This window comes from Mesorhizobium sp. dw_380, from assembly GCF_018588885.1.
Classification (GTDB): Bacteria; Pseudomonadota; Alphaproteobacteria; order Rhizobiales; family Rhizobiaceae; genus Mesorhizobium.
The window spans coordinates 1-25,680 of record NZ_JAFFIW010000022.1; the positions used below are offsets into that span (position 1 = coordinate 1).

Consider the following 25,680-nt stretch of genomic DNA (forward strand, 5'->3'; position numbering starts at 1 on the left):
GAGTTCACAACGGGCCTTGGTGTGCTAGTTGCCCACCTGATCCACCAATCGGGGCTTATGTGAAGACGTTACCTTCCGCGATCACACCTTACTGCTGGCGGCAAGCGCGCACCGTCGACGCATTCGCCCGCCCTGCCCGCGTCGCCGTAGAGTGCGTAGGCAAGCGCCGTCGCTGGCAAGGTCCCTGTCAGGGAAAAGTGTACGGTTAATGTCGCCTTCCCTTCAATGGCGTGTGGGCGCTTGGAAGCCAAACTTCGGTGGACGCCGCAGAGGACAATGAGGTTCACGGGTATCCCGGCGAACATCCGCATAGAGCGGTCAATAGCGGATGAACTGCCCGACCAGATCCGGGTGCATGGACCCATGGTCAGGCCGAGGCGACCGATCAGAGCCTGGATTTCGAACTGGGCTTCGAGTGCCTGATGTGAACGGCGCATTGATGCAAATCCAAAACATCAAGTCTGGACATCCGGAACAAAATTCACCTCGGGAATATCCACTTTTCCACTCAATGAAGGTAGCGGAACAAAGCTTATTAGTGCATTCTAAAGTAGAGTTGTGGGGGCTTCATCGACGGGAGTGGCGATGTCCACAGCATTCGATTTTGCTGCGATCGAAGCCAGTCTGGTCGAGGCGGCTGTTGATCCCACGCGATGGAATGAGGCGCTGGAAAGGGTGGCAAAGGCCACCAGGAGCTTCGGCGCGCTGCTGTTTGACGTGGACGGCCGTTTGCCAATCCTGCCCCGTACTCGCTCGCTGGCTCGATCATTTGATGCCTACGTCAGCGGCGGCTGGATCGAACACGACGAGCGCTTCCGCCTGGTCCCCTTCCTGCGTGCCCGCGGAGTGGCCACAGATGAGGATCTTTGGACATCAAATGATGTTGCCCGCCATCCGTATTTCCAGGAATTCCTTGCCCCGTGCGGGTTGCGATGGTGCGCCCTCGTCAGGATCGCAGCAGATACTGCTTTCTGGTCGCTGTCATTGCAGAGATCCGCTGAGCAAGGGCCATACTCTGAAGACGAACTTCAGCAACTGGCGGCTCTCTCCCATCGGACCGGATCCATCGCTGCACTTGCAACCATGCTTGGCCTTGCACGTGCGGAAGCGGCACTGGATGCATTCACGGCGAGCGGCATGGCCGCCATCATGATTGGCAAGGACGGAACTGTGCTCGGAATGAACGGCGCTGCGGAGTCCCTGCGGATGCGTGGACTGGTAATAAATGGTCGCCACGTGGTCTCGGTCGACAAAGGCGCGACCGACGCATTAAACCGGGCACTGCGAGCACTCCTGCGTGGCCAGCCCTCCGCCATGTCCGCGCCGCCGATAGCGCTCCCTAGAATTCAGGGACGCCCGTTGATAGCTTACCCGGTCCGGTTGCCGCACGTTTCGTACAATTCGCTGGCTCCATGCCAAGCGATCATCACCCTTGTGGATCCGGACACCCAACGCCAGCCACCGGAGATTCACCTTCAGACTACCTTCGCCCTAACAGGCGCCGAAGCAAGTTTGGCATCCATGATGTCGACCGGCGAGTCGCTTGAGGCTTCAGCCGACAAACGCCGGATCTCTTACCAGACCGCACGCAATCAGCTGAAAGCGGTGTTTGCGAAGACCGGCACACACCGCCAGGCTGAACTTGTATCGCTGTTGGCGAGCCTTTTGCCGAAACAATCAGGCGACCGGCCATGTTGACGAAACACCGATTCGAGCCGCCGCTCGCAAATGCGGATCCGCGCAATCGGTCGCCTCAGAACGTTGATCCGGCGGACCAACATAAGCTGCAAACATTGAATTCAACGCGCCCCTGACAGGCTGGTCCACTGCCGCCTTCGCAAGGGAGGCGCCAATTGCCTGAAAGTCAAACGCTGCGCCCCCACTGATCCTGCCGCGCATGACGCAAATGGGTCATGCGCGGTATATTAGTAATCGCTTATTGTCTCTAATCAATGGGATCCGGGAGGCGCAGACGTTGTTGTTGATCGCGGCAGCCGACAAGCTAGCTGCGGCGACGATGTCTCGTCGCCGACAAGTCGGCGGCCATCCTACCCTTGCTGACGCGGGAGGTCTGCTTCGCATCGAAGCCAGCAGGCGGTCCCCCGTGCCCGCCCACAGAGCCGGCGGCGGCATAGGAACGGCCAGCATGACGAGGCGCTTCGGAATTATGGAAGATCCAAGCTGTCGCTTCTCGATCTGGGACAATCAGAAAGGCGAGGCCGTCACTCATTGCGGACGCTTGCTGTCATACTCTTTGGCAACGGATGCGGCATGGGTCACGGACACCCTAAATGCGACGGCGGAAGCAGAGCTCGATCATGGGACAATTTCGATCAACGAAGCTGTCCTTGATCCAAGCTGCCGATTTGAGGCACGGGATAATGAGGCTGGCGAACCCATCATTCATCAAGGGCGACTGCTCACATTCCCTACGACAGAACCTGCAACCAGGACGACCGATGCTCTCAACGCCGCAGAAGCGGGAGAAGCTGCTGCAGGAACGCGGCCATGAGCGGGCGCCTGTTGCAAGCTATTGTGGCATTCGGAGCCTCGGCGACGTTGGCACTGCCGGCACATTGCGCTGACCTCGACGTCGACGCGGCCATTGTGTTCGCAGTGGATATATCGGCATCGGTCGACCCGGCGACAGCCATCATGATGCGCGACGGACATGCCGAGGCACTGTACGCGCCAGAGGTCATCGCCGCTATCATGGGCAACCAACTTGGATGTATCGGGGTGACCTATTTTGAGTGGTCTAGCCACGGCCATTTGCACTTGGTTCTGCCATGGACAAGGGTGTGTGGGGTGAGCGACGGAAAGGCCGCTGCATCTGTCATTCTCAAGAACGGCCAACGAGGATATGGGCGCAGCGAAGGCGACACGTCCATATCCTTCGCCATCGACGAGGGAAGCCTGCTTCTTGACCGCTTCCCGGGAGGGGCGCTCCGCAAAGTGATCGACATCGCCGGCAACGGGACGAACAACGACGGCCCCCTTCAGCAGAGTCGACTTCAAGCGCTCGCGAAGGGCTACACGATCAACGCGATCGTACTATCCCCCCTTATGCGGGGCGTGAAGTACGACCTCACCGGCTATTTCGCTGCGAATGTCATAGGCGGACCGCGAGCCTTCCTCATCGCTCCCGTCGATAAGCGCGATTTCACCTTCGCGCTCCGCCGCAAACTGGTGGACGAGATTGGCCTGTCGATCGACGGAAATGAAAGCTGGCGAGATGGCGAGGTCAAGCTGGTGGCACCCCACATGGAAGCGAGTCGCTAACACGCTCAGGGTATTGTTACGGCCGCCGTGGTACTCGCGACATGCTCCTCCCCCTGCAAATCCGGTTTGGCAACACCGGCGCAGGATTGCCGCTCTTCGGGTAAATGAGGCCTTCGCCATGCGCCACCTACGTGAGCGCCTTGAGCTCTTACCATCGCGATTCACTAAATCGCCGCCGCATCCCTCTCTCGAACATTCTGCCCTTGGCTTGGTCGCGAGGCTCTGTGCGAGAAAGCAACAAATGAAAACGTGCAAAAGCAGGGGCGGAATGTTTGGTTGAAATTTCTGAGCGAGGGATCGGATAACAAGCACGCGCGTCGACCCCCCATGCCCCTTCTCGATCCCACAGCTTGGTACCTTGATCACGTTGCGGCAATGGTTTGGCCGTTTCCCTTGGTCGACGCGCCCGGAGAGAACTCCCGATATGCGCTCCGGCCGAGACGGAGGATACCCTGACCACCAGGTATGGCAGGGGTATACAAACCTATACCTTGGTGAACATACCGTCGTCGTGACAGCCGCCGCCGGCGAGGTTGTTGCGCTCTGTCGCCAATGCTCGTTGCGCACATATCCCTCTTGCTCCTGCACCGGCGGGTTGTATGGCATCACAGATCTTACCTTATCGAGGGTCGCCCTTACCGCTACCGAAGTTACATGTTACTCTCCTAATATAACAAAACATACCGCGCACCGCGCGGTGTTGGGAGGATCCAGGTGCGAAGCCGCTGGACCATTCTTGGCGCTTTGTTTGTTGCTCGGGCCGCCTTCGCATTTCAGTTCGGAAGTGTGGGGGCCGTCGCGCCACAGCTTAGCCAAGGCCTCGGTGCGAGCTTGGCTGACATCGGCATACTTATCGGAATCTATTTTGCACCAGGCGTCCTCCTTGCCCTGCCCGGTGGCACGATCGGACGCCGCTATGGCGACAAGGCGACTGTTCTCGCAGGGCTCCTGGCGATGCTCGCCGGCGAATTGCTTATGACCACATCGGCATCGTGGAGCATGCAGATTGCAGGCCGACTGATTGCGGGCACTGGCGGCATTCTCTTGAGCGTTCTGATGACCAAGATGGTCGCCGACTGGTTCACTGGTCGCGAAATCGCAACCGCGATGGCCATTTTCGTCAACTCGTGGCCGGTGGGCATCGCAATATCGCTCATGCTCCTGCCATGGATCGGAGCGAGATTCGGGCTTCATCTAGTCAACCTTGCCGTCGCAGGGTGGATCCTGATCGGCTTCGGCCTCATGGCTTTTGTCTATCGCGCGCCAGAGGCGGCGCTCTCCGTTGAAGGTGAGCGAGGCAGTCTGACCTCGGAAACGGTCTACGCAGTGATTGCCGCTAGCTCGATCTGGTGTCTCTACAATATCGGTTTATCGATGATCTTCAGTTTCGGACCATCGATGCTGGTTGAGCGAGGCTGGTCCATGGCTGCAGCTGGATCAACGATCAGTATCGTGCTCTGGCTCGCAGCGCTTTCGGTTCCCTTCGGTGGCTTCCTCGCCGATCAGACCAAACGTGGCGAAGCCATCATTGTCGCAGGCTGCATCGCCTTCGCCCTGCTGACAGTTCTCCTGTCGCGAAGCGGTCCGGTGCTTCCCATCGTCATTGCCGTCGGGGCTGTTTGCGGCCTCCCCGCCGGTGCGATCATGACCCTTCCAGGTCGTGTGCTCGAGCGGAAAACGCGGGCGATCGGAATGGGAGTATTCTATACGGCTTTCTACGCCGGGAGCCCGATTGGATCGGCGATCGGCGGAAAGCTTTCCACCTCGATCGGCTCCGCGGGCGCCGCGCTCGACTTCGGCGCCGTCATGCTCCTGGTTTGCCCAGCCATTCTATGGTTCTTCCGCCGTATCGTTGCTGGCCAGATTCGGCTGGCTGTTCCATCGATATAGCGCGAGAGCACCGGACCAAGAATAGCTTGCTGGCCCCATCTGTGGGCCGGACTTGCGCCCCGAGATCGGTTGTTTAGCTTAGTCGATATTTGCCCGGCTTCATCGCTGCCGCTTTTGCTGCCATTTTCCGGTGCCAGTCGGCCTATCCCGCGCTGCGTCAGCGGCCGCAGGCCACACAGTCGAGACCAGCCCAGTCAGGCCGAGATGATCGCCCACAGCTGCGTCACCCCCGTCGCGATAATGAGGATGACGCTTACTCCGATCAACAGCGCCGTAGGTATCTGCTTCAGGTGAGCGCCGAAGCGGCTGCCGGAGAAGTCGTCGACCGCATCGTCCAGCATCGCCTTTAAGTCATCCATAGCGGCCTTGGCTGCCAAGACCCCATAAACCGTGATTGAGACCACAATCGTCGCGAGCGCGAACCTGGCGGCTAGTCCCGCTGATGATGCGTACGCCAGTATCGCGAACATGGTCGCGATACTGGCGAAAAATACGATCGCATAGGTCTGCGTCAGATGGGCAAGTCGCGCAGCCGCCGCCGCCAGGTATTGATCAACGGTGAGTTTCGCCATGTGCTCCTCCGGCAGGTGACCCGCTTGGGTACCGAGCTGCAATGAACTCCACCAAATTGGCGAGGTCTATGATTGGCCATGAGGCGCTCGCCATCCAAGGCTAACCTTCATTTCCCGGGATCGGAGTTCCATATGTCCCGGTAGAGCTTCCAGCCGCCATCCTGTCCTTTCTTCCAGACCACCACATACTTCCCGGCGGCATCCACCAGCTTCGAATCCTTGCCTGGCGCCTTAAGGGAGAAAGTCCCGGACTCATATGCGAAATCTCCGCTTTCCTGGACCTCAAGCGTGGTGAGCGCGAGCTGCGATATGCCCATATCGATCGCGCCCTGCTAGAACTTCTGGATATTCTGGCGGCCGTCGACCCGCGCCATATCTGGCGGCAACGCGGCCGCATCATCCGCGTACTTCGACGCGACCCCGGCCGCATCCTTACTGTTGTACGCCTTCACGAACTCGGCATTGGCGGCTTCAATGGCTTGTTTAACAGACTGGGCCTGGGCAGATCCGAGGCAGAGTGACGTGACAGCGACGACCAAAAGACAATGCTTGAAAGTCATTTCATCCTCCCGTGTTTCGGTCTCTAGCTATTCCTTGTTTGTAGGTTATCACATTCATGCTGACCTCGATGACCAGCTTGCGGCGGAGGGCAGCTGTGTAATCGCGAGGCCCCGTCGGCGATATGACGAACGCCTGGAAGCCGCCGATGACGGACCGGGCGAAGTAGGTTGCCAGCGGTTGCTTGGGGTCCTCGTCGCTCGGTGGAATCGCTATCGCGTTGATCGTGTATCCCTTTGCAATGGCGTTCTGCCTGCTCGGCTGGACGGGAAGCCCGTCGTTGTTCTCGCCGTTGGAAGAGATGTCGATCACCTTCTTCATCGCATTCCCTGGAAACTGGTCGAGCAGAAGGCTTCCGACATCTATTGCCGCCGAAACCGACGTTCCGCCCCGGCCGCGACGAATATAGCCAGTGTCGCCTGTCCTTCTGATCACCGCCGCGGCTGCTTTGGCGTCGTCCAGGCCGCAGATGCGGGTCCAGGGCAGCACCGTGCGAGCGTGGCCGACGCTTGACCATTCAAAATAGGCCACGCCGATGCAGCCAAGGTAATTATCGGAGATGGCGCCGATGATCTCGGGCGAGGTGAGCGCCGCAGCATGCCCCTCGCGCTGCATGTCAGCGGTCCTGGGGTCGATCGAGGACGAGAAATCCACGGCGAACACGATCGCAACGTCGACGTTCGCCATCGCAGCATCGGCGTTGGCGGCATGTGCCGCCGGACAGCAAAATACCACAGCTGACACGACTGCCAGTATCAGCCAAGGACTGGACCGCGTCCCCGACCCTCCGGCTAGCCGACCCGTCAAAGTCGGCAAACTGCCGCGCACCCACGCGGAGGGAGCGTTTGATCGGGAATTCAATTGCTCATGGAGGAGTCGAACCATGTTGCACTCCGTCTCACTGAGGGATCGTTTTCGACGCGGTGCAATTGCGGCCGGGCGCAGCGGCGCGCGTTGCCGACAAGAGCCCCCAGGCCTGCCGGTGCGCCGGCAAAGCCATGGATCGGTGCCTCGGCAGCGCTGGGCTGGTTTGCAAGGGCAGGCTTGCCGCCGGCGTTCGGCTCGCAATTGCGACCGACAGAATTGAAGCGAGGATGATGGTGGCACCCAGCGTGCCTACTGCTGAACACTGCTCGCCCGAGGAAGATCGACCCGCCGAGGGCTCCGAAGACGCTTTCGGCACTGACGATGACGGCGGCATGGCTGGCTGATGTGAAGCGAAGGGCGGCAATCATTATGCCGAAAGCGACCGCTGTGGAGAACACCCCGAGCACCACCAGCTCGGGGCCAGCCGCGGAAGCCGCGGTTAACGACAGGTTGCCTTGCATCGCGCCGAGCGGAAGGGCGAGCGCGGCAGCGGCGAGGAATTGCGCGGCCGCGGCCGTGAGGGGGCGTGCATGGGTCTGCATGTGCCGCCGGAGCTCGACTGTCCAGAGCGCATAGCAGCCGGCCGACAGGAGGGCTGTGAGATCGCCGCCGCTGAGCCCGGCGACCGCACCTGAAAGAAGCAGGCAGCCGACGACTGTCGATCCGGCGGCAAGTATGAGGCCGGCCGTGGGACGTTCGCCGATCAGCAGCCAGGCCGCCAGCGGCGTTATCACCGTTGCCGTGCTGATCAGGAAGCTTGCATTGGTGACGGTGGTGCCAAGATAGCAGAGCTGCTGCAGCAGAATGGAGACGGCAAACAGCGCAACCACCCGGACCAGGCTGGAAAAATAGCGGGCGCCGGCAGGCCGCCGTCGTTCGGTGAGGACAAAGGGTAGCACAAGCAGCCCACCAATCAGGCAGCGCAGGCCAACGGCACTCAACGCATCAAGATGATCGAGCACCATCTTTTGCGCCACGTTCCCGAAGCCCCACAGCGCAGCGGCGAACAGGAGCAGCAAGTTGGCTGTGAGCTTTGACATTCTCGCCGCCCCGGAGCCCAACGTAGGCTAGGTTCTGTTGTTTCGGTAAAGGCTTCTGTTGTTGGGCCGGATATCGTCAGAGCAGCCATCATGGCGCTCAGCCTCTCGTCCCCGGTCGACTAATAGAGAAGGATACCTCCCCCGACAGAACTCCTCATGACCCAAACGGGTCATGAGGGAAAAAAGACCCAGGAGTTAAGTTCAGCAAGTCGCCCGCTGGAAAGGGAAGTTATCAACTGAAAGTCGCTACTCCTTCTGAATAAGTGGCTCCCGCATACGAATTGGGGATTCGGTGGATTATTTGTTCGATTTTGCTGCCATCGAAGCCAGTCAGGTCGAAGCAGCGCTTGGTCCGACCCGCCGGAATAAAGTGATTCAGCGAAGGCCACCGGAAGCCTCGGCGCGCTGGCGCGCGGACCACTGAGTGGGAGCGACCCGGTAAAGGCCAACAATAAAAACCAGCACTTACCTTTAAGGGCGGGTTAAGCAGGCCTTCGACCAAGCCGCTGGATTCCGTTAGGATTTTGTTAACCCCATTCCCGCCTTTGACGTCGCTCAGCGACGAGGCCGTGACCAGCCTATGCGGTCCGAAGCTTCTTCTGCCCCAGGGGAATTGCGGCCAGTGTGTTGTCTATCTTCGTGTTGTCTATCTTCGTCACGTCTTTCGATCTGATAGGTCAGCCATCGGCAGAACATGCCGGCAACCGACATGACGGCGCCGACAAGCAGGCAGGTAGCCAACAGCGGGCTTTTTGAAGCGTTTGACCAACTGACGATGCCCAGCAGGACAACGCTCAGGGTTGAAATCAAATAACCCACGCCCTTGAGCAGGTGCAAAGACGCTTTTGTCACGGCCTGAATCTCCTCGGCCTGTTCTCAGGAACATTCATTGTGCCTTGGAGTTCCGTCCCGAACGACGCGCAGACCCCGACAGAGGCATCTCATGCCTGAAGGCCTTGGCCGCCCGTATGCGGAAGTGAAGCTGCTCGTTCAGCTCGATCGAGCAGCTTCAGCCTGCGGCGGACTTGGCTCGATCCCCAGCCGCGTCCGCCCAAGGAAGGACGCCAGCGGATAGAAAGCCAGCGTCTGTTCCTCGCAGGTCACCGCGACGACGCTGCTCGACCGGTCGATATCGAGGCCCTTCGGCCCGCCTTCCTCGGGGCTGGCCCTGCCGCGCAGGAAGGTGCCTTCGTCGAGCACGGCAATCGAGCGCGCCGGCGCGCGATCCCCGCTCCAATCGCCGTCGCTGTCATAGACATGCACCATCTGGCTGCCCGCGTCGGCGACGAGCATGTGCCGATCATCCGCGGCAAAGCGCACGCCATGCGGATAGCCGGCGTGCTGCAAGACGCCGACGGGTTCGGTATCAGGCCCGAGCGAGGCGGACATCCGGTAGAGTTTCACGTCCTTGGTGCCGTGGCTGCTGACCGCGATCCATCGGCCGTCATGGCTGAGCGCTATGCCGTCCGGGATATCGAGACCCCGCTCCAGCAGCCGCTGGTTGCTTGTTGCGCGATAGCCAAGCCACCGGTTGACCACATGCCGGGTGACCAGATGCGTGTAGTTGTTGCAGACCAGCAGGCTGACGCGGCCGCGCGACTCGAGCCTGACGGCAATCGAACCCGGCGAATTCAATTTGCAAGGCCGCCTGCCCCGGACCCGGCGAATGGCTGCGATCTGGCGACTTTGGCCGGCCGGTTCTTCGTGTGGCAGGGTAAATATCGCCACCAGCCCGTCGCGGTTGGCGATCGCCAGCGTGCGGTCATCGATGAAATCCAGGCCATGGACTTCGCCCATGTTGTCGGACCTCAGCTCCATGAAATCGTGGATCGTGACATTGGGACCATCAGGTCCAGCCGCGACGTCGATGCGCAGGATCAGGCAGCGCTTGCGCGCATAGCCGGCAATCGCCAGCAATCGATTGTCAGGCGAAAAGCGCAGGTCTTCCGTGCGTCCGATCCCCGAAAGCGCCGCCCGCACAGCTTCGCTGGCCTTGAAGTCGATCCTGGGTATCATTTGCGATCCCAGGGATCGAACCGCGGGATGGATTGAGATTTGTCCTGCTGCCCTCGGCTCATTGGCGACTGTTTGCCTCGCTTTGATGTTGCCGACCAAGCTCGATGCGCCTTCGACGGTCAAGCAGAATGCGGTTTCTGGCTGGTGAACATCAGGTCCAAGCGACGTGATGACCCCCATTTTTCAGATCGGCGCACGAGATGTATCTGCCACTCGATCACATCAGGCCGGTTGAAGGCCACGGTGGCGACGACGGCGTTGCGGAATGCCTGTTGCCGTCCCTGCAATTCGCTTACCGGCGCGGATGTCCTCAGGAAGCGAAATGTGCGCCAGTGATAGCGCAGCAGCGCTTCCCGCCTTGGCGACCTGTTCAGCCGCTCCCATTCCGCAACGGTGATCCTGGGCAGATCGTCGCCCCCCGGCGCGTCGCAAGCCCCCATGTCGCGCTCCTGCATCCGCCAATCACTAAAGCGCGTCGCGTCTAATCGGACCCACGCGACGCGCTTTAGTTCTCTAGTTTATGCATGTCGCTGTCCAAACCGAGGTAACTTTTAGGCGGCATGCATTAAAGCAATTCCTGGCAAGCTCAGTTCTGCTGGATCGAAATGCCCTTGTCGTCGATCTTGAGTTCGACGCCTTTCGGCTTCGTCTGCTCGCGGTAGACATAGATGCCAAGCGCAATGACCACGACGACGAGCGCGCCGATGATGAGATAGAGCGTATTCTGCTTCATGGCGCGCTCCCTTTTCGGTTGTCGAGCCTCACGCTCGCTTCAGAACCCTGACCAGCACCAAAAGGATGATGGCGCCGATCGTGGCGTGGACGATGGAAGCGATGACGCCGCCGCCGATGGAGAAGCCGATCCGCGGGAAAAGCCAGCCGGCAATGAATGCGCCGATGATGCCGACGATGATGTTGCCGATCAGCCCGAAGCCGAAGCCGGAAACAATGAGACCGGCAAGCCAGCCGGCAATCGCACCGATGATGATGAAGACGAGCAGGCTTTCGACGCCCATGACGATTCCCTCCGAAGAGGAGCACGATTGCGCAGCGGAAGGCTCCGAATCGGCCCCGATATCAAGGGCTTCAGGCTATTCGAAAGCAGCAAGCCCCGCCAGCGGCGCTCATTGATCGTCGTCGTCGCTGGCGGCGGGCCGCCAACTGGTCGGCTCGACCTTCTTTTGCGTGTGGCTGTCGGTGTAGACCCACCAGCCGTCGTCACGGTATTGGGCGATGGATTCGTTGAGGACGCCGTCGCTGTCCTTCCAGGTGACGGTGACCTTGGAGCCGTCGGTCGGCGCGGTCGATATCGGCTTCCTGTCAGCCATGTCATCCTCCCTTTTCGACTGACGAATGCGACTGCCGGCATCCGGTTCCCGACCGGCCGTCGCGGACCGTCATCAGGCCATCAGCTATGGGCGAAGATATCCTCCTCGCCCCAGCCCATCAGGTCAAGCTTGGCCCGCGTCGGCAGGAAGCGGAAGCAGGCATCGGCTTCCTTTGTGCGTCCTTCGCGCGCCAGCCGCCCGGCCAGCACGTCGCGCAGCCGGTGCAGATAGAGCACATCGGAGGCGGCATATTCGAGCTGCTCGGGCGACAGCGTTTCGGCCGCCCAGTCCGACGATTGCTGCGCCTTGGACAGGCCGATGCCGAGAAGCTCGAAGCAGATGTCCTTCAGCCCGTGCCGGTCGGTATAGGTGCGGGTCAGCCGCGAGGCGATCTTGGTGCAGAACACCGGCTCGGGCATCACGCCAAACGCGTTGTAGAGCACGGCGAGATCGAAGCGTCCGTAGTGGAACAGCTTGGTTATGCTGCGGTTCCTCAGCAGGCTGACGAGGTTCGGCGCCTTCTTCTGGCCCGGTGCGATCTGGATGACATCGGCGCTGCCGTCGCCGGGCGAAATCTGCACCACGCAGAGCCGGTCGCGATGCGGGTTGAGGCCCAGGGTTTCCGTGTCGATGGCCACCGCTCCGACATTGTAATGCATGAGGTCGGGCAGATCATGCTTATGGAAACGGATGTCGGCCATTGTCTTCTCCGGTCGCGGCGTTACCCGTCCTCGCCGCGATCCGCTGAAAAATCAACAAGAAAACGTGTTTTCCGCCGCTCAGCGCGTCAGCGCATCCAGAATGCGTGCCCAGGAGCGCTGGCCCTTGTGGAAGGAGCTGAGCTCGTATTTCTCGTTGGGCGAGTGGATGCGGTCGTCGTCGAGGCCGAATCCGACCAGCAGCGATTCCATGCCGAGATAGGTCTGGAAATCGCCCACCACGGGAATGGAACCGCCGCTGCCGGTCGTCACCGCGGGCTTCGGCCATTCGTCGGAGAGCGCGGTCTTTGCCTTGGCGAGGAACGGCGAGTCGTAGGAAAGCTGGATTGCCGGCGAACCGCCATGCGCATGGAATTCGAGCGAACAGTCGGCCGGAATACGCTCCTCGACGAATTTGCGGAAGGCAGCGCGGATCTTCTGGGGATCCTGCTTGTGGACGAGGCGGAACGACACTTTCGCCGATGCCTCCGCGGCGATCACCGTCTTGAATCCCTTGCCGGTATAGCCGCCAATGATGCCGTTGAACTCGGCCGTCGGCCGCGCCCAGGTCAGTTCCAGCACCGAACGGCCCTTTTCGCCCGACGGGATCGAGAGGCCGACAGGCCCGAGGAACGTCTCGGCCGTCTCGCCAAGCGCCTCCCAGGATTTCAGCACCTGCGTCGGCGTCTCCTCGACGCCGTCATAAAACCCCGGAATGGTGATATGGCCGTCCTTGTCGTGGATGTCAGCCAGCACCTTGGCGAGGATGCGGATCGGGTTGGCGGCGGCCCCGCCATAGAGGCCCGAATGCAGGTCGCGGTCGGCGGCCTTGACCGTGATCTCCTCGCCAACCATTCCGCGCAGCCCGACACAGATCGACGGCGTGTCGCGATCCCACATGCCGGTATCGCAGACCAGTGCGAAGTCGGCCTTGAGTTCTTCGGCATTGGCTTCGAGGAACGGCTTCAGCGAGGGCGAGCCGGACTCCTCCTCGCCCTCGAACAGGATGGTGATGCTGCACGGCAGGCTGCCATGCACCTGCTTCCAGGCCCGGCACGCCTCGACAAAGGTCATCAGCTGGCCCTTGTCATCGGCCGAGCCGCGCCCTGATATCACCTTGTGGTCGGGCTCGACCTCCTTGATCGCAGGCGCGAACGGATCGTTTTCCCACAATTCGATCGGGTCGACCGGCTGCACGTCATAGTGGCCGTAGAACAGCACATGCGGCGCGCCGGCCGGCCCGTCATGATGCGCAACCACCATCGGATGGCCTGGCGTGTCGCGCACGCCGGCGTCGAAGCCGATCAGCTTGAGTTCCGCCACCAGCCATTCCGCCGCCTTGCGGCAGTCGGCGGCAAAGGCCGGATCGGTTGAGATCGACTTGATCCTGAGCAAGCCGAACAGCCGCTCCAGGCTTGCGTCGAGATTCTGGTCGAGACGGTCGAGGACGGGGGAAACTGCGGACATTTGGGGAGCCTTTCGATTCAGAGCCGGAACCGTAAAGGCAGCGCGGCGAAACGAAAAGCCCGGGACCATTGGACCACGATGCGAGACGGCCACCATGGGCCAAAAAAATGCCGCCGTGGTGGAGGGGGAACCACGGCGGCCTTTTACTCGAAACGTTGCGGCAGCCCGGAGAGGGGGGATAGGCTGCCGCAGTTGTCCGGGATAGGCGGGGGACGGGCCTTGCTCCGGACTTCGGCGAAAATTGCCGATGACGTGTATTTGGGTCCGTGAACGTGGCGATTCAAGGGCACCAACGTTACACTTTTGTAACGTGACCGTGAGCGGGCCTGTCTAACCCCGATCTGTCAGGGTGTTGACGGAACCGATAGCTGGCGATGTCTTTGGCATGGACCAAGCCATCGCGCCGCGCTATCCCTGCCGGCATGAAAAAAGGCGATCATCTCTTCCTTGTCGACGGCTCCGGCTACATCTTCCGAGCCTATCACGCACTGCCACCGCTGACCCGCAAGTCCGACGGCTTGCCGGTCGGTGCCGTTTCCGGTTTCTGCAACATGCTGTGGAAGCTGATGCAGGATGCCCGCAACACCGATGTAGGCATTGTGCCGACGCATTTCGCGGTCATCTTCGACTATTCCTCGAAAACCTTCCGCAACGATCTCTACCCCGAATACAAGGCCAACCGTTCGGCGCCGCCCGAGGATTTGATCCCGCAGTTCGGCCTGATCCGCCAGGCGACCAAGGCGTTCAACCTTCCTTGCATAGAGATGGAAGGCTTCGAGGCCGACGATCTCATCGCCACCTATTGCCGGCTGGCCTGCGAGGCCGGCGGCGACACCACCATCATCTCCTCCGACAAGGACCTGATGCAGCTGGTCGGCGACACGGTCGGCATGTACGACCCGATGAAGGATCGCCAGATCGGCATCCCCGAGGTCGTCGAGAAATGGGGCGTGCCACCGGAGAAGATGGTCGATCTGCAGGCGCTGACCGGCGACTCCGTCGACAATGTTCCCGGCGTGCCCGGCATTGGGCCGAAGACGGCGGCGCAGCTGCTCGAGCAGTTCGGCGACCTTGACGGACTTCTGGCCCGCGCCGGCGAGATCAAACAGGACAAGAGGCGGGAATCGATCATCGCCAACGCCGACAAGGCCCGCATCTCGCGCCAGCTGGTGACACTGAAGAACGACGTGCCAGTGCCCGACGGCTTGGACGATTTCGTCCTCCATGCGCCGGACGGGCCGAAGCTGATCGGTTTCCTCAAAACCATGGAATTCACCTCGCTGATCCGCCGCGTGGCTGAAGCGACCAGCACGGAGGCCGGCGACGTCCAGGCCGTCGCGGTGACCGTCGAACGCGCCGACAGCGCGCATGGCCCCGATGTCGGGGCCGGAGCACCACCAGTTGCCCGAAGTGCCGCCGGCACCGAGCCTGACGAGGCTGCCGGGACCGCAGAGAAGTCAAAACAAGGCGACACCCCTTCCCTGCTCGCAGCGCTGCGGCTGGAGAGTGCGGCCACCCGCAAGATCGACATATCGGCCTATCAATGCATTCGCGACATAGCGACCTTGAAAGCATGGGTCGCCGAGGCGCGCGAGACTGGCATCGCCGCCTTCGACGTCAGGGCGACGTCAGCCGATCCGATGCAGGCCGAACTGATCGGCTTGGCAATGGCCACGGCACCCGGCCGCGCCGCCTACGTTCCCCTCGCCCACAAGAGCGGCAACGGCGACCTGCTCGGCGGCGGCGCGCTCGAAAACCAGATACCTCTTCGCGAGGCGCTGGCGGAGCTGAAACCGCTGCTAGAGGACAAATCGGTCCTCAAGATCGCACAGAACCTGAAATACGATCTGGTCATCATGAGCCGCTACGGCATCGATGTTGCGCCTTTCGACGACACCATGCTGATCTCCTACGTGCTCGATGCCGGCACCCCCCATGGTCACGGCATGGAGGCGCTTGCCGAAAAATGGCTTGGTCACACCCCGCTCCAGCTCAAGGACGTGACCGGGTCCGGAAAAAACTCGGTCAGCTTCGACCAGGTCGGCATCGACAAGGCCACCGCCCACGCCGCCGAAGATGCCGACGTGACGCTGCGCCTTTGGCTGGTGCTGAAGCCCCGGCTTGCCGCCAAGGGGCTGGTCTCGGTCTATGAGCGGCTGGAGCGGCCGCTGGTGCCGGTGCTGGCGCGCATGGAACAGCGCGGCATCTCCGTCGACCGGCAGATCCTGTCGCGGCTGTCGGGCGAACTGGCGCAGGGTGCCGCCCGGCTTGAAGAGGAAATCTACCAGCTCGTCGGCGAGCGCATCAACATCGGCTCGCCGAAGCAGCTCGGCGATATATTGTTCGGCCGCATGGGCCTGCCCGGCGGTTCCAAGACCAAGACCGGCCAGTGGTCGACCTCGGCGCAGCTTCTGGAAGACCTCGCCGCCGAAGGCCACGAACTTCCCCGCAAGATCGTCGACTGGCGCCAGCTGACCAAGCTGAAATCGACCTACACCGATGCGCTGCCCGGCTTCATCCACCCGGACACCAGGCGCGTTCACACCTCCTACGCACTGGCCGCGACGACGACCGGCCGGCTGTCATCCTCCGACCCGAACCTGCAGAACATCCCGGTGCGCACCGCCGAAGGCCGCAAGATCAGGACCGCCTTCATCGCCGACAAGGGCAACCGGCTGGTCTCGGCCGACTACAGCCAGATCGAGCTGCGCGTGCTTGCCCATGTCGCCGAGATCCCGCAATTGCGGCAAGCTTTCGCCGACGGCGCCGACATCCATGCCATCACCGCCTCGGAAATGTTCAATGTGCCCGTCGAGGGCATGCCATCAGAAGTCCGCCGTCGCGCCAAGGCGATCAATTTCGGCATCATCTACGGCATCTCGGCCTTCGGCCTCGCCAACCAGCTGTCGATCCCTCGCGAGGAAGCCGGCAACTACATCAAGAAATACTTCGAGCGCTTCCCCGGCATCCGCGACTATATCGAGGAGACCAAGGCCTATGCCCGCGAGCACGGCTTCGTCGAAACGATCTTCGGCCGCCGCATCCACTATCCCGATATCAGGTCGTCCAATCCCTCGATCCGCGCGTTCAACGAACGCGCCTCGATCAATGCCCGCCTGCAAGGCACCGCCGCCGACATCATCCGCCGCGCCATGGTGCGCATGGAGGAAGCGCTGGAGAAGGCGAAGCTGTCAGCCCGCATGCTCCTGCAGGTGCATGACGAACTGATTTTCGAGACGGTCGAGGCGGAAGTCGAGGCAACGATCCCCATCGTACGCCACGTCATGGAGAACGCGGCGATGCCGGCTGTATCGATGTCGGTGCCGCTGCACGTCGACGCGCGAGCGGCGAACAACTGGGATGAGGCGCATTAGGATTTGATGGGGGCGCCCGCGGCGGGCCAGGTCGCGTTCCTTCACACCCCCCTCTGCCCTGCCGGGCATCTCCCCCGCAAGGGGGGAGATCGGATGTCATTTTTGGTTTCGCCAATCCCTAACGTTGCAGGAATGAGCGCAGCGCTGGAGCTGCCAATCTCCCCCCTTGCGGGGGAGATGTCCGGCAGGACAGAGGGGGGTGCTGTCCCTGCGGCATCGACGGTTTCTTCACGATTGACTTTAGGCCGCTTGCGCCAAACACTTCGCACACGTCCCGCGAAATTCGATCACCGCCTTCTTGGCGGCGAAGCCTGTCGAATGGACCCATTCGTTCAGCCGGTGGTCGACGTCGTGGTCGGACATTTCGGTCACCTGCCCGCATGTGTCGCAGATGGCGAAGGCGGTCATCGAGTGGCTGTGGTCGTGCGGCTCGGCGCAGGCGACAAAGGAGTTGATGCTTTCCAGCCGGTGCACGAAGCCGGATTTCACCAGCGTGTCGAGGGCGCGGTAGACCTGCAGCGGCGCGCGGAAACCGCGCTCACGCAATTGATCGAGCAAGGTATAGGCGCTGAGCGGCCCGCTGGCGGTCTCGAGTTTTTCGAGCACGCACAACTGGTTTTTCGTCAGCACATCCCTTGCCGCCATGGTCCCGTTCCAACTGTCGTGCGCCATCCCCAGGCCTGTTTGCGCATGCAAACGGCCTGATCCCATTCAGATAGCGACGAACCGTCCTCTTTGCTACTCTTCTGTTGTTGTCCAAGGGCAACCAGTAACGTGCCGGCACCTTGGTGATGGCGGGCTTAATGGCGGAAGTGGCTTCGATTTTGTGACCGATCGCGCGCCGTTTCGACAAGGCACGAGATCTGATCGCCGAACCGGCAACACCTCCTGGCACGATGCCAGGTCGGGTGCTTTCACATGAAAACGGCGGGAGATGTCCCGCCGTTTTGTTTGCCGGCTTGCCAAGGCGATCCTATTTCCTCGGCGGACCTTTGCGCTCGGCGGAGGCCGCCCACAGATTGATGTCGGATTCGCGCGCGTAGCTGTCGATCTCGGCCAATTCGGCATCGCTGAAGTCGAGCACCTTCAGGGCGCCGACGCAGTCCTCGACCTGCTCCGGCCGGCTGGCGCCGATCAGCGCCGACGTCACCTTGCCCTTGCGCAGCACCCAGGCCAGCGCCATCTGCGCCAGCGTCTGGCCGCGCTTGCCGGCGATGGCGTTGAGCGCTCTGATGTTGGCGATGGTGCGGTCGTTGATGAAGGCGGTCTTCAGCGACTTGCCCTGGGAGGCGCGGCTGCCCTCGGGAATACCGCCGAGATATTTGTCGGTCAGCATGCCTTGCGCCAGCGGCGAAAACACGATCGAGCCGACGCCGAGCCCCTCGAGCGTGTCGAGCAGGCCGTCTTCCTCGACCCAGCGGTTCAGCATCGAATAGCTCGGCTGGTGGATGATGCACGGCGTGCCGAGCCGCCTCAATATGTCGGCGGCTTCGCGGGTGCGCTGCGAATTGTAGGACGAGATGCCGGCATAGAGCGCCTTGCCCGAGCGCACCGCATGGTCGAGAGCCCCCATGGTTTCTTCCAGCGGCGTGTCGGGATCGAAGCGGTGCGAGTAGAAGATGTCGACATAGTCGAGCCCCATACGCTTCAGGCTCTGGTCAAGGCTGGCCAGCATGTATTTGCGCCCGGCCCATTCGCCGTAAGGACCGGCCCACATTTCATAACCGGCCTTGGTCGAGATGATCAGCTCGTCGCGATAACCGGCGAAGTCCGTCCGCAGTATTTTGCCGAAGGCGGTCTCGGCCGAACCGGGCGGCGGCCCGTAATTGTTGGCGAGGTCGAAATGGGTGATGCCGAGATCGAAGGCCTTGCGGGCGATCGCCTGCTTGGTCCGGTGCGGCGTGTCATTGCCGAAATTGTGCCACAGCCCGAGCGATATCGCCGGCAGCTTGAGGCCGGACCGTCCGCAACGGTTGTAGATCATCGTCTCGTAGCGGTTTTCGGCAGGGATGTAGGGCATGACAAGAATCCTCGAATTTGAACGGAAGGCGGCACGGTCATCGTCGACCGATGACAGTGTCCGCGCCCCTCCTTACCCTCTCCCCGGCCGAACGGGGAGAGGGTCAAATCAAAATTATCGATAATCCTGCGCCTACTTTGCCTTCGCCAGCAGCTCCTTGGCCGCCTTGACGCCAAGGGCGGCAGGCCGCTCGCAAGTGGTCTGCATGGCGACGAACTTGCCGGTTTCACCGGAGCGCAGGATGCCGGTCATCACATCGACGGCATGCAGCGCCAGTTCCATCGAGCAGCGGTGCGGCCGCCCCTCGGCGATCGCCAGCGCCATGTCGGCGAGGCCTGATGTGCGGTAGTTGGCCATCATGCCCTGACCATGCATCTCGTTCGGCACGCCAAACGGGTGTTTCCATTTCGGCAGCTTCTTGACCGGCTTGCCCTCTTGCGTGAAGCGCACGTCGCCACCGAAGAAGTTCGGATCCGGCACGAACACCGTGCCCGCCTCGCCGTAGAGTTCCATCGGCGCGTGACCGTGAGCCCATACATCCCAGCTGGTGTTCAGCGTCACCACGGCGCCGTTCTCGAATTCCAGCAGGCCGTGGATGGTGGTCGGCGTGTTGACCGGGATTTTTTCACCCGCGCGCGGCTTTGAGCTGATCGTCCGCTCCTTGACTGGGGTTGTCGCGAAGGCCGCCACCTGCTTCACCGGTCCGATCAGCTGGATCAGATTGGTGATATAGTACGGCCCGATATCGAGCACCGGTCCTGCCCCCGGTTGGAAGAAGAAATCCGGATTGGGATGCCAGTGTTCCATGCCATGGCCCATGACATGGCATGTGCCGCTGGTGATCTTGCCAAGCTTTCCCTCATCGATCAGTTCACGCACCAGCTGGTGCGCGCCGCCGAGGAAGGTGTCGGGCGCCGAGCCGATGCGCAGCCCCTTCTTTTCCGCCCGCGCCCTGAGGTCCAGGCCCTCGTTAAGCGACAGCACGAACGGCTTTTCCGAATAGACGTGCTTGCCGGCATCGAGCACCTGTTTCGATACCTCATAATGCACGGCCGGTATCGTCAGGTTGACGATAATGTCGATGTCATCGGCCTTGAGCAGGTTCTCGACGGTCTCGGCGCGCAGCTTGAACTCCTTCGCCCGCGCCTTGGCCACGTCCATGTTTATGTCGGCGCAGGCGCGCATCTCGATGCCGCGAAACAGCGGCGCCAGCGAAAAATACGCCTTCGAGATGTTGCCGCAGCCGATGACGCCAATACCCAGTTTCTTTGCCATGCTCATTATTCCTAGTAGTTCTTGACGGTTGCGATCGAACGACGGGCGAAGCGCTCGATATCATTGGGATTGTCCTGTTCCATGACAAAGTATTTTGCCGCGCTCTTGGCCCGCAGCACCTTGATCAGTCCGGCCCAGTCGATCGTGCCGTAGCCGACATCCGACCAGCCATCCTCATCCAGCCCCTCGTCCGGCTTGGCGATGTCCTTCACATGCACGGCGACGATGCGCTTGCCGTGCTTTTCGATCCAGGGCAACGGATCGGCGCCGCCACGTACCACCCAGGCGAGGTCCATCTCCCAGCCGATACCGGGGGCGGAAGACAGGATATGATCCTGCGGCACCGAGCCGTCGGCGAGTGCCTTGAACTCGAAATCATGGTTGTGCCAGGCAAAGCCGTAGCCGGCCTTCGACGCCACCTCGCCGACCTTCGCCAGACGCTCGCCGAAACCGCGCCAGCCGGCGGCATCGGACGGCCTGTCCTCGGCCATCAGATAGGGACAGATCAAAAGCTTGATGCCGAGCGCTTCGGCGATCCTGCGCACGCCGTCGAAATCCTTCTCCAGCGCGTCGATGGAAAAATGCCCTGTCGGCATGGAAAGGCCGTTCTTGTCGAGTTCGGCGCGAAAGGCCTTGGGATCGTCATAGACGCCGCCGAAGCCTTCGACCTCGGTGTACCCGAGCTTGCCCAGTGTGGCGAGCACGCCTTCCCAGGGCTGGAAATTGCGGGCGCTGTAAAGTTGGAATGACCAGTTCATCGTCTCTGTCCGTTTTGCTTGGGGGATGGTTGTTCGGCGTTAGATGCGGCCGCCGGTTTCGGCGTCGAAGAGCGAGGCGCGCATCGGGTCGAAGCCCAGCGTCACCGCCTCGTCGTTTTGGGGCGTGCGTTCCGAGGTGACCCGGACGCTGAATTTCTGCTGGGCAAGCTTCAGCCACACCAGCGTGTCGGAACCCATCGGCTCGACCACCTCGACATTGGCCGATGTCGAGAACGGCCAGCCCGTGCCGCTGTTCAGGCTGACATGCTCGGGCCTGATGCCGAACACGGCTGGGCCGGCTTCCGGTTGCCCGTCGAACTGATAAGTGCCGAGTGGAATCTTGAGATCTTCGGCCACAAAGGACCAGCCGTCACCGTGCTTCTCCAGCCGCCCCTCGACGAAGTTCATGGCCGGCGAACCAAGGAAGCCCGCGACGAAGCGATTGACCGGGCGGTTGTAGATGGTCTGCGGCGCATCGAGCTGCTGGATGACGCCGCCCTTCATCACCGCTATGCGGTCGGCGAGCGTCATCGCCTCGATCTGGTCGTGGGTGACATAGATCATGGTGTTCTGCAGTTTGCGGTGCAGCAGCTTGATCTCGACGCGTAGTTCCGAGCGCAGTTTGGCGTCGAGATTGGACAGCGGTTCGTCGAACAGGAAGACGTCGACATCGCGCACCAGCGCCCGCCCGATCGCCACGCGCTGGCGTTGGCCGCCGGAAAGTGCCGAGGGCTTGCGCTGCAGCAGCGGCTCGATCTGAAGGATCTCGGCGGCGCGCGCGATGCGTTTGACGATCTCGTCCCTGGGCAGGCCCGCGACACGCAGGCCGAAGGACAGGTTCTTCTCCACCGTCATCTGCGGATAGAGCGCGTAGGACTGGAACACCATGCCGATGCCCCGGTCCTTCGGCTCTTCCCAGGTGACGTTCTTGCCCTTGATGAAGATGCGACCTTCAGAGATATCGAGCAGGCCGGCGACGCAGTTGAGCAAGGTCGACTTGCCGCAGCCGGAAGGACCCAAAAGCACGACGAATTCGCCTTGGGCGACATCGAGATTGAGCGTCTTCAGAACTGACACCGCGCCGAAATTCAGCGACAGATCCTGGATCGATACGCTGGTACCGTTTTGCGCCATATCCATCAGCCTTTCACCGCGCCGGCGGCAATGCCGCGCACGAACCATCTTCCGGAGACGAAGTAGATGATCAGAGGTACCGCCGCCGTCAGAATGGTGGCCGCCATGTTGACATTGTATTCCCTCACGCCGGTCGTGGTGTTGACGATGTTGTTGAGCTGCACCGTCATCGGCCAGTTGGACCGGCCGGCGAACACGATGCCGAACAGGAAGTCGTTCCAGATGCCGGTGACTTGCAGGATGATGGCGACGACGGTGATCGGCACCGACATCGGCAGCATGATGGAGAAAAAGATGCGCCAGAACCCGGCACCGTCGACCCGCGCCGCCTTGAACAGCTCGACGGGCAATGCCGCGTAGAAATTGCGGAACAGCAGCGTCAGGATGGGCATGCCGAAGATCGTGTGGACGATGATGATGCCGGGAAGGGTCGCAAACAGCCCGACCGAGCTCAGCCCGATGATCAGCGGATAGATGACGACCTGATAGGGCACGAAGGCGCCGAAGACGAGCAAGCCGAAGAGCAGATTGGCGCCCTTGTACGGCCAGAAGGTCAGCGCGTAACCGTTGATCGACGCGCAGATGATCGAGATGATCACGCTCGGCACGGTGATCTTCAGCGAATTGTAGAAGCCCGGGCTCAGGCCGTTGCAGTCGCGGCCGGTGCAGGCATGGAGCCATGCGTCGGCCCAGGGCTGGAAGGTCGGCTCGGCCGGAAGGCTGAAAAGATGTCCCAGCCTGATCTCCGGCATCCCCTTCAGCGATGTGACGATCATGATGTAGACCGGGATGAGGAAGAAGAGAGCAGCAATGACCAGGAATACGTAGATCCCGATACGGCCAGGCGATACGTGCCGCGGTTTCGGCCCGAAGGGCGCCACGCCGGTCTGATCCTGCGCGTCCTGGACGGGTTGAATTGCGGTAATCTGGGCGGCGGTCATACGCGCGCCTCCTGCCGGCGATTTCGCCGCCACAGGACAAGTCCGCTGAAGGCCAGCACGACCAGCACCGGCAGCAGCATCATCGTTGCCGCGGCCATGCCCTGGCCGACATTCTGGCGGACGGTGATGAGCTGGATCACATAGACCGCCGGCATCGAGGTGGCGATGCCGGGACCGCCGCCGGTCATGGCAATGACCAGATCATAGACGCGCACCACACCGACACATTGCAGAACGAAGGCGGTGGCGAAGGCACCCTTCATCATCGGCGCCACGATGGACAAATGCGTGCGCCAGGTCGGGATGCCGTCGACCCTTGCCGCCTTCCAGATCTCCTCGTCGACGCCGCGCAAGCCGGCAAGCAGGATCGCCATCGTCACGCCCGAGCCCTGCCAGATGCCGGCGACGACCAGCGCGTAGATCGCGGTGTTGGCGTCAACCAGGGGGGCGAAGCTGAAGCTCGACCAACCCAGATTGCGCATTGCCGCCTGCAGGCCGAGATTGGGATCGAGCACCCATTGCCATACGAGGCCGGTGACGATCAGCGACATGGCGAAAGGATAGAGGAAGATCGAGCGGAACAGGTCTTCCTGGCGGATGCGCTGGTCCATGAAAACGGCGAGCAGATAGCCGAACACCATGTTGCAGCTGATGGACATCAAGCCGAAGAACCAGATGTTGTTGACCGAGACCAACCAGCGACTGTCGGCCCAAAGGCGCCTGTACTGCGCCAGGCCGACGAAATCGTAGGTTGGGAAGAGCTTCGAGCTGGTGAAAGACCAGAGCACCGAGAAGCCGATGCCGATCACGAACACGCCGACGGCAACGAGAATCATCGGTATCGTGCCGATGACGGCGGGCAGGTGAAATCTCCGCCTCCAACTCCTCTGCATCGTCCGTTTTTCTCCGCTTCTACCGACACGCCGGGCCATCTGCCGGCGCGCAAGTCCGCACCGCCGGATTCCGAACCGCAACGGCTTCCGTTCCGGCGACTGTCAGCTCGCCGACAAAGCCTTCTTGCTTGGCGAGCGAGTTAGGCCGAGGCGCCGCCGCAAATGCGGCGCCTCGGATGCTGATCGGCTCCTAGTCGGAATTGCCGATGATGGTGGCGAACTTCGCGGTGGCGTCGTCAGCTGTCATGGAGTCGTCGGCGAAGAATTGCGCGACGAGTTCATTGAGCTGCTGGTTGGTGTTCTCGGTGATGAACCGGTTCGTCGCGGTGACGATGTTGGCCGGGTCTTCCACTGCTTTCAGCGACTTCTGCATGCACGGATCGGCCGTCGACATGTCGACATCGCCACGCACCGGCATGGACCCCTTTGCGTTGTTGAAGGCGACCTGCACCTCCGGGCTGATGAGCAGTGCGGCAAGACGCTTCTGCGCTGCCTCGACATCAGGATTGTTCTGCTTGAAAAACACGATGATGTCGCCGTCGGTGCTGACCACCGGCTTGGCCTCGTTCAGGCCGATCATGCAGCCGAAATCCTTGACGCCGGTCATGCCGGCGGCCGCGAATTCGCCGCGCGCCCAGTCGCCCATCACCTGAAGTCCGGCCTTGCCGGTGATCACCAGATTGGTGGTGTCGTTCCAGTTGCGGTTGGCGTAGCCATTGTCGGTGAACTGCTTCAGCGCCCTCAACTGCGTGAAGACGCCTTTCATCTCGGGGCCGCCGGCGATTTCGGCGCTCTTCTTGGTATACATCTCGTCACGCTTGGCGACACCGAGAGCCTCGGTGACCATGTCCTGGAAGAGCAACTGGATCTGCCAGCCGTTTCCGTCGCCGCCAATGGCGAAGGGAATGAAGCCGGCTTCCTTGATCTTCGGCGCCGCCGCGATGAAATCGGCCAGGCTCTTCGGCTCCGGCACGCCGGCTTTCTCGAACACCGGCTTGGAATACCAGGCCCAGTAATTCGAGTGAATGTTGACCGGAACGCACCACCAGTGGCCATCAACGAGGCAGGCGCTGCCGATCGCCTTCGGTCGAATGACCTGATCCCACTTGCCGGCGGTCGCGATGTCGGTGAGGTCGAGCAGCTTGCCGCCCGAAATCAGTTCCTCGTACTGCCGACCGGGATTGAACTGGGCCGCACCGGGCGGATCGCCGCCGAGCACGCGCTGCATGACGGTCGAGCGGGCGGTTTCGCCCAGGGCAATCGCGCTGTCCACCCACTTGTCGCCATGGCCGTCATTGTCAAAGGCCTTTGCGAACTGCGAGACCGCAGCCGACTCGCCCTTCGACGTCCACCAGTGGATGACTTCCAGGTCCGCGGCCCTGGCTGGGCCGCCAAACTGCAGCGCGGCCGATGCTGCCAGCGCAGCGGTCAAAATCCTGTATCGCATTTCGGTTCCTCCCAGAATCTGAAACGTTACAGATTTTGGATAAGGCAATTGCAGGGACGACGCAACCCTGGGCAGGCGGCCCGCCCGATATTTTTTCGAGCCGCGAATAAAATACACTGC

General features: G+C 61.6%; 26 protein-coding genes. 5 read left to right on the forward strand and 21 right to left on the reverse strand.

Annotated features, from left to right (window positions below):
- Positions 1–585: 585 nt before the first annotated feature.
- The 4 genes from JT360_RS20565 to JT360_RS20580 all read left to right on the forward strand — a co-directional run bounded on the left by JT360_RS20565 (position 586) and on the right by JT360_RS20580 (position 5,172).
- On the forward strand, positions 586–1,698 hold the full coding sequence (locus JT360_RS20565) for a helix-turn-helix transcriptional regulator (protein WP_214473581.1): 1,113 nt from the start codon (positions 586–588) through the stop codon (positions 1,696–1,698).
- Positions 1,699–2,146: 448 nt separating this feature from the next.
- Entirely contained in the window at positions 2,147–2,512 is a 366-nt protein-coding gene (locus JT360_RS20570; RefSeq protein WP_214473582.1) for a hypothetical protein, read from the forward strand.
- Positions 2,509–3,282, forward strand: coding sequence for a DUF1194 domain-containing protein (locus tag JT360_RS20575; protein ID WP_214473583.1), 774 nt, complete (start codon positions 2,509–2,511; stop codon positions 3,280–3,282). The genes JT360_RS20570 and JT360_RS20575 overlap by 4 nt, the downstream gene beginning before the upstream one ends.
- Positions 3,283–3,996: 714 nt before the next feature.
- Positions 3,997–5,172, forward strand: a complete 1,176-nt coding sequence (locus JT360_RS20580; protein WP_214473584.1) for an MFS transporter — start codon at positions 3,997–3,999, stop codon at positions 5,170–5,172.
- A 194-nt stretch (positions 5,173–5,366) separates the two neighbouring features.
- Here JT360_RS20580 and JT360_RS20585 read toward each other — a convergent pair whose 3' ends face one another.
- From JT360_RS20585 to JT360_RS20645, 13 genes are all read right to left on the reverse strand, one after another.
- The gene (locus JT360_RS20585; RefSeq protein WP_214473585.1) at positions 5,367–5,744 is read right to left on the reverse strand and encodes a hypothetical protein; all 378 of its coding nucleotides are present in this window, start codon (positions 5,742–5,744) and stop codon (positions 5,367–5,369) included.
- Positions 5,745–5,851: 107 nt separating this feature from the next.
- Positions 5,852–6,061: a YybH family protein gene (locus tag JT360_RS20590; RefSeq protein ID WP_214473586.1), complete on the reverse strand. Its 210-nt coding sequence runs from the start codon at positions 6,059–6,061 to the stop codon at positions 5,852–5,854.
- 15 nt (positions 6,062–6,076) lie between these two features.
- A complete protein-coding gene (locus JT360_RS20595; protein WP_214473587.1) occupies positions 6,077–6,304 on the reverse strand; it encodes a YybH family protein in 228 nt (75 codons plus the stop codon).
- 1 nt (position 6,305) lies between these two features.
- Positions 6,306–6,989 carry a DUF1194 domain-containing protein gene (locus JT360_RS20600; RefSeq protein ID WP_250888950.1) on the reverse strand — a complete coding sequence of 228 codons (684 nt, stop codon included), beginning with the start codon at positions 6,987–6,989 and terminating at the stop codon, positions 6,306–6,308.
- A gap of 170 nt (positions 6,990–7,159) precedes the next feature.
- Positions 7,160–8,209, reverse strand: coding sequence for a DMT family transporter (locus tag JT360_RS20605; protein ID WP_250888951.1), 1,050 nt, complete (start codon positions 8,207–8,209; stop codon positions 7,160–7,162).
- A 555-nt stretch (positions 8,210–8,764) separates the two neighbouring features.
- Positions 8,765–9,061: a hypothetical protein gene (locus JT360_RS20610; protein WP_214473589.1), complete on the reverse strand. Its 297-nt coding sequence runs from the start codon at positions 9,059–9,061 to the stop codon at positions 8,765–8,767.
- Positions 9,062–9,199: 138 nt separating this feature from the next.
- Positions 9,200–10,225, reverse strand: coding sequence for an SMP-30/gluconolactonase/LRE family protein (locus JT360_RS20615; protein ID WP_214473590.1), 1,026 nt, complete (start codon positions 10,223–10,225; stop codon positions 9,200–9,202).
- A 119-nt stretch (positions 10,226–10,344) separates the two neighbouring features.
- Positions 10,345–10,680, reverse strand: a complete 336-nt coding sequence (locus JT360_RS20620; RefSeq protein WP_250888952.1) for a hypothetical protein — start codon at positions 10,678–10,680, stop codon at positions 10,345–10,347.
- A gap of 131 nt (positions 10,681–10,811) precedes the next feature.
- Positions 10,812–10,958, reverse strand: coding sequence for a hypothetical protein (locus JT360_RS20625; protein ID WP_115140441.1), 147 nt, complete (start codon positions 10,956–10,958; stop codon positions 10,812–10,814).
- A gap of 28 nt (positions 10,959–10,986) precedes the next feature.
- Positions 10,987–11,241 carry a GlsB/YeaQ/YmgE family stress response membrane protein gene (locus JT360_RS20630; protein ID WP_214473591.1) on the reverse strand — a complete coding sequence of 85 codons (255 nt, stop codon included), beginning with the start codon at positions 11,239–11,241 and terminating at the stop codon, positions 10,987–10,989.
- 108 nt (positions 11,242–11,349) lie between these two features.
- Positions 11,350–11,553 carry a hypothetical protein gene (locus tag JT360_RS20635; RefSeq protein ID WP_137932772.1) on the reverse strand — a complete coding sequence of 68 codons (204 nt, stop codon included), beginning with the start codon at positions 11,551–11,553 and terminating at the stop codon, positions 11,350–11,352.
- 80 nt (positions 11,554–11,633) lie between these two features.
- Positions 11,634–12,254: a ribonuclease D gene (locus JT360_RS20640; RefSeq protein ID WP_214473592.1), complete on the reverse strand. Its 621-nt coding sequence runs from the start codon at positions 12,252–12,254 to the stop codon at positions 11,634–11,636.
- A 78-nt stretch (positions 12,255–12,332) separates the two neighbouring features.
- Entirely contained in the window at positions 12,333–13,718 is a 1,386-nt protein-coding gene (locus JT360_RS20645; protein WP_214473593.1) for a M20/M25/M40 family metallo-hydrolase, read from the reverse strand.
- 422 nt (positions 13,719–14,140) lie between these two features.
- On the opposite strand from JT360_RS20645, the gene polA reads away from it, so the two are divergent.
- Positions 14,141–17,092: a DNA polymerase I gene (gene polA, locus JT360_RS20650; protein ID WP_214473673.1), complete on the forward strand. Its 2,952-nt coding sequence runs from the start codon at positions 14,141–14,143 to the stop codon at positions 17,090–17,092.
- 240 nt (positions 17,093–17,332) lie between these two features.
- Here the strand turns inward: polA and JT360_RS20655 are convergent, their stop codons facing one another.
- The 8 genes from JT360_RS20655 to JT360_RS20690 all read right to left on the reverse strand — a co-directional run bounded on the left by JT360_RS20655 (position 17,333) and on the right by JT360_RS20690 (position 25,560).
- The gene (locus tag JT360_RS20655; RefSeq protein WP_214473594.1) at positions 17,333–17,737 is read right to left on the reverse strand and encodes a Fur family transcriptional regulator; all 405 of its coding nucleotides are present in this window, start codon (positions 17,735–17,737) and stop codon (positions 17,333–17,335) included.
- Positions 17,738–18,065: 328 nt separating this feature from the next.
- On the reverse strand, positions 18,066–19,112 hold the full coding sequence (gene mgrA, locus JT360_RS20660; protein ID WP_214473595.1) for an L-glyceraldehyde 3-phosphate reductase: 1,047 nt from the start codon (positions 19,110–19,112) through the stop codon (positions 18,066–18,068).
- 132 nt (positions 19,113–19,244) lie between these two features.
- Complete coding sequence (locus JT360_RS20665) at positions 19,245–20,387, reverse strand: Gfo/Idh/MocA family protein (RefSeq protein WP_214473596.1); 1,143 nt, start codon at positions 20,385–20,387, stop codon at positions 19,245–19,247.
- An 11-nt stretch (positions 20,388–20,398) separates the two neighbouring features.
- Positions 20,399–21,145: a sugar phosphate isomerase/epimerase family protein gene (locus JT360_RS20670; protein WP_214473597.1), complete on the reverse strand. Its 747-nt coding sequence runs from the start codon at positions 21,143–21,145 to the stop codon at positions 20,399–20,401.
- 39 nt (positions 21,146–21,184) lie between these two features.
- Positions 21,185–22,285, reverse strand: coding sequence for an ABC transporter ATP-binding protein (locus JT360_RS20675; RefSeq protein ID WP_214473598.1), 1,101 nt, complete (start codon positions 22,283–22,285; stop codon positions 21,185–21,187).
- On the reverse strand, positions 22,285–23,220 hold the full coding sequence (locus tag JT360_RS20680; RefSeq protein WP_214473599.1) for a carbohydrate ABC transporter permease: 936 nt from the start codon (positions 23,218–23,220) through the stop codon (positions 22,285–22,287). Before JT360_RS20680 ends, JT360_RS20675 begins: the two co-directional genes overlap by 1 nt.
- On the reverse strand, positions 23,217–24,113 hold the full coding sequence (locus JT360_RS20685) for a carbohydrate ABC transporter permease (RefSeq protein ID WP_214473600.1): 897 nt from the start codon (positions 24,111–24,113) through the stop codon (positions 23,217–23,219). Before JT360_RS20685 ends, JT360_RS20680 begins: the two co-directional genes overlap by 4 nt.
- A gap of 190 nt (positions 24,114–24,303) precedes the next feature.
- Positions 24,304–25,560, reverse strand: a complete 1,257-nt coding sequence (locus JT360_RS20690; protein ID WP_214473601.1) for an ABC transporter substrate-binding protein — start codon at positions 25,558–25,560, stop codon at positions 24,304–24,306.
- Positions 25,561–25,680 lie beyond the last annotated feature (120 nt).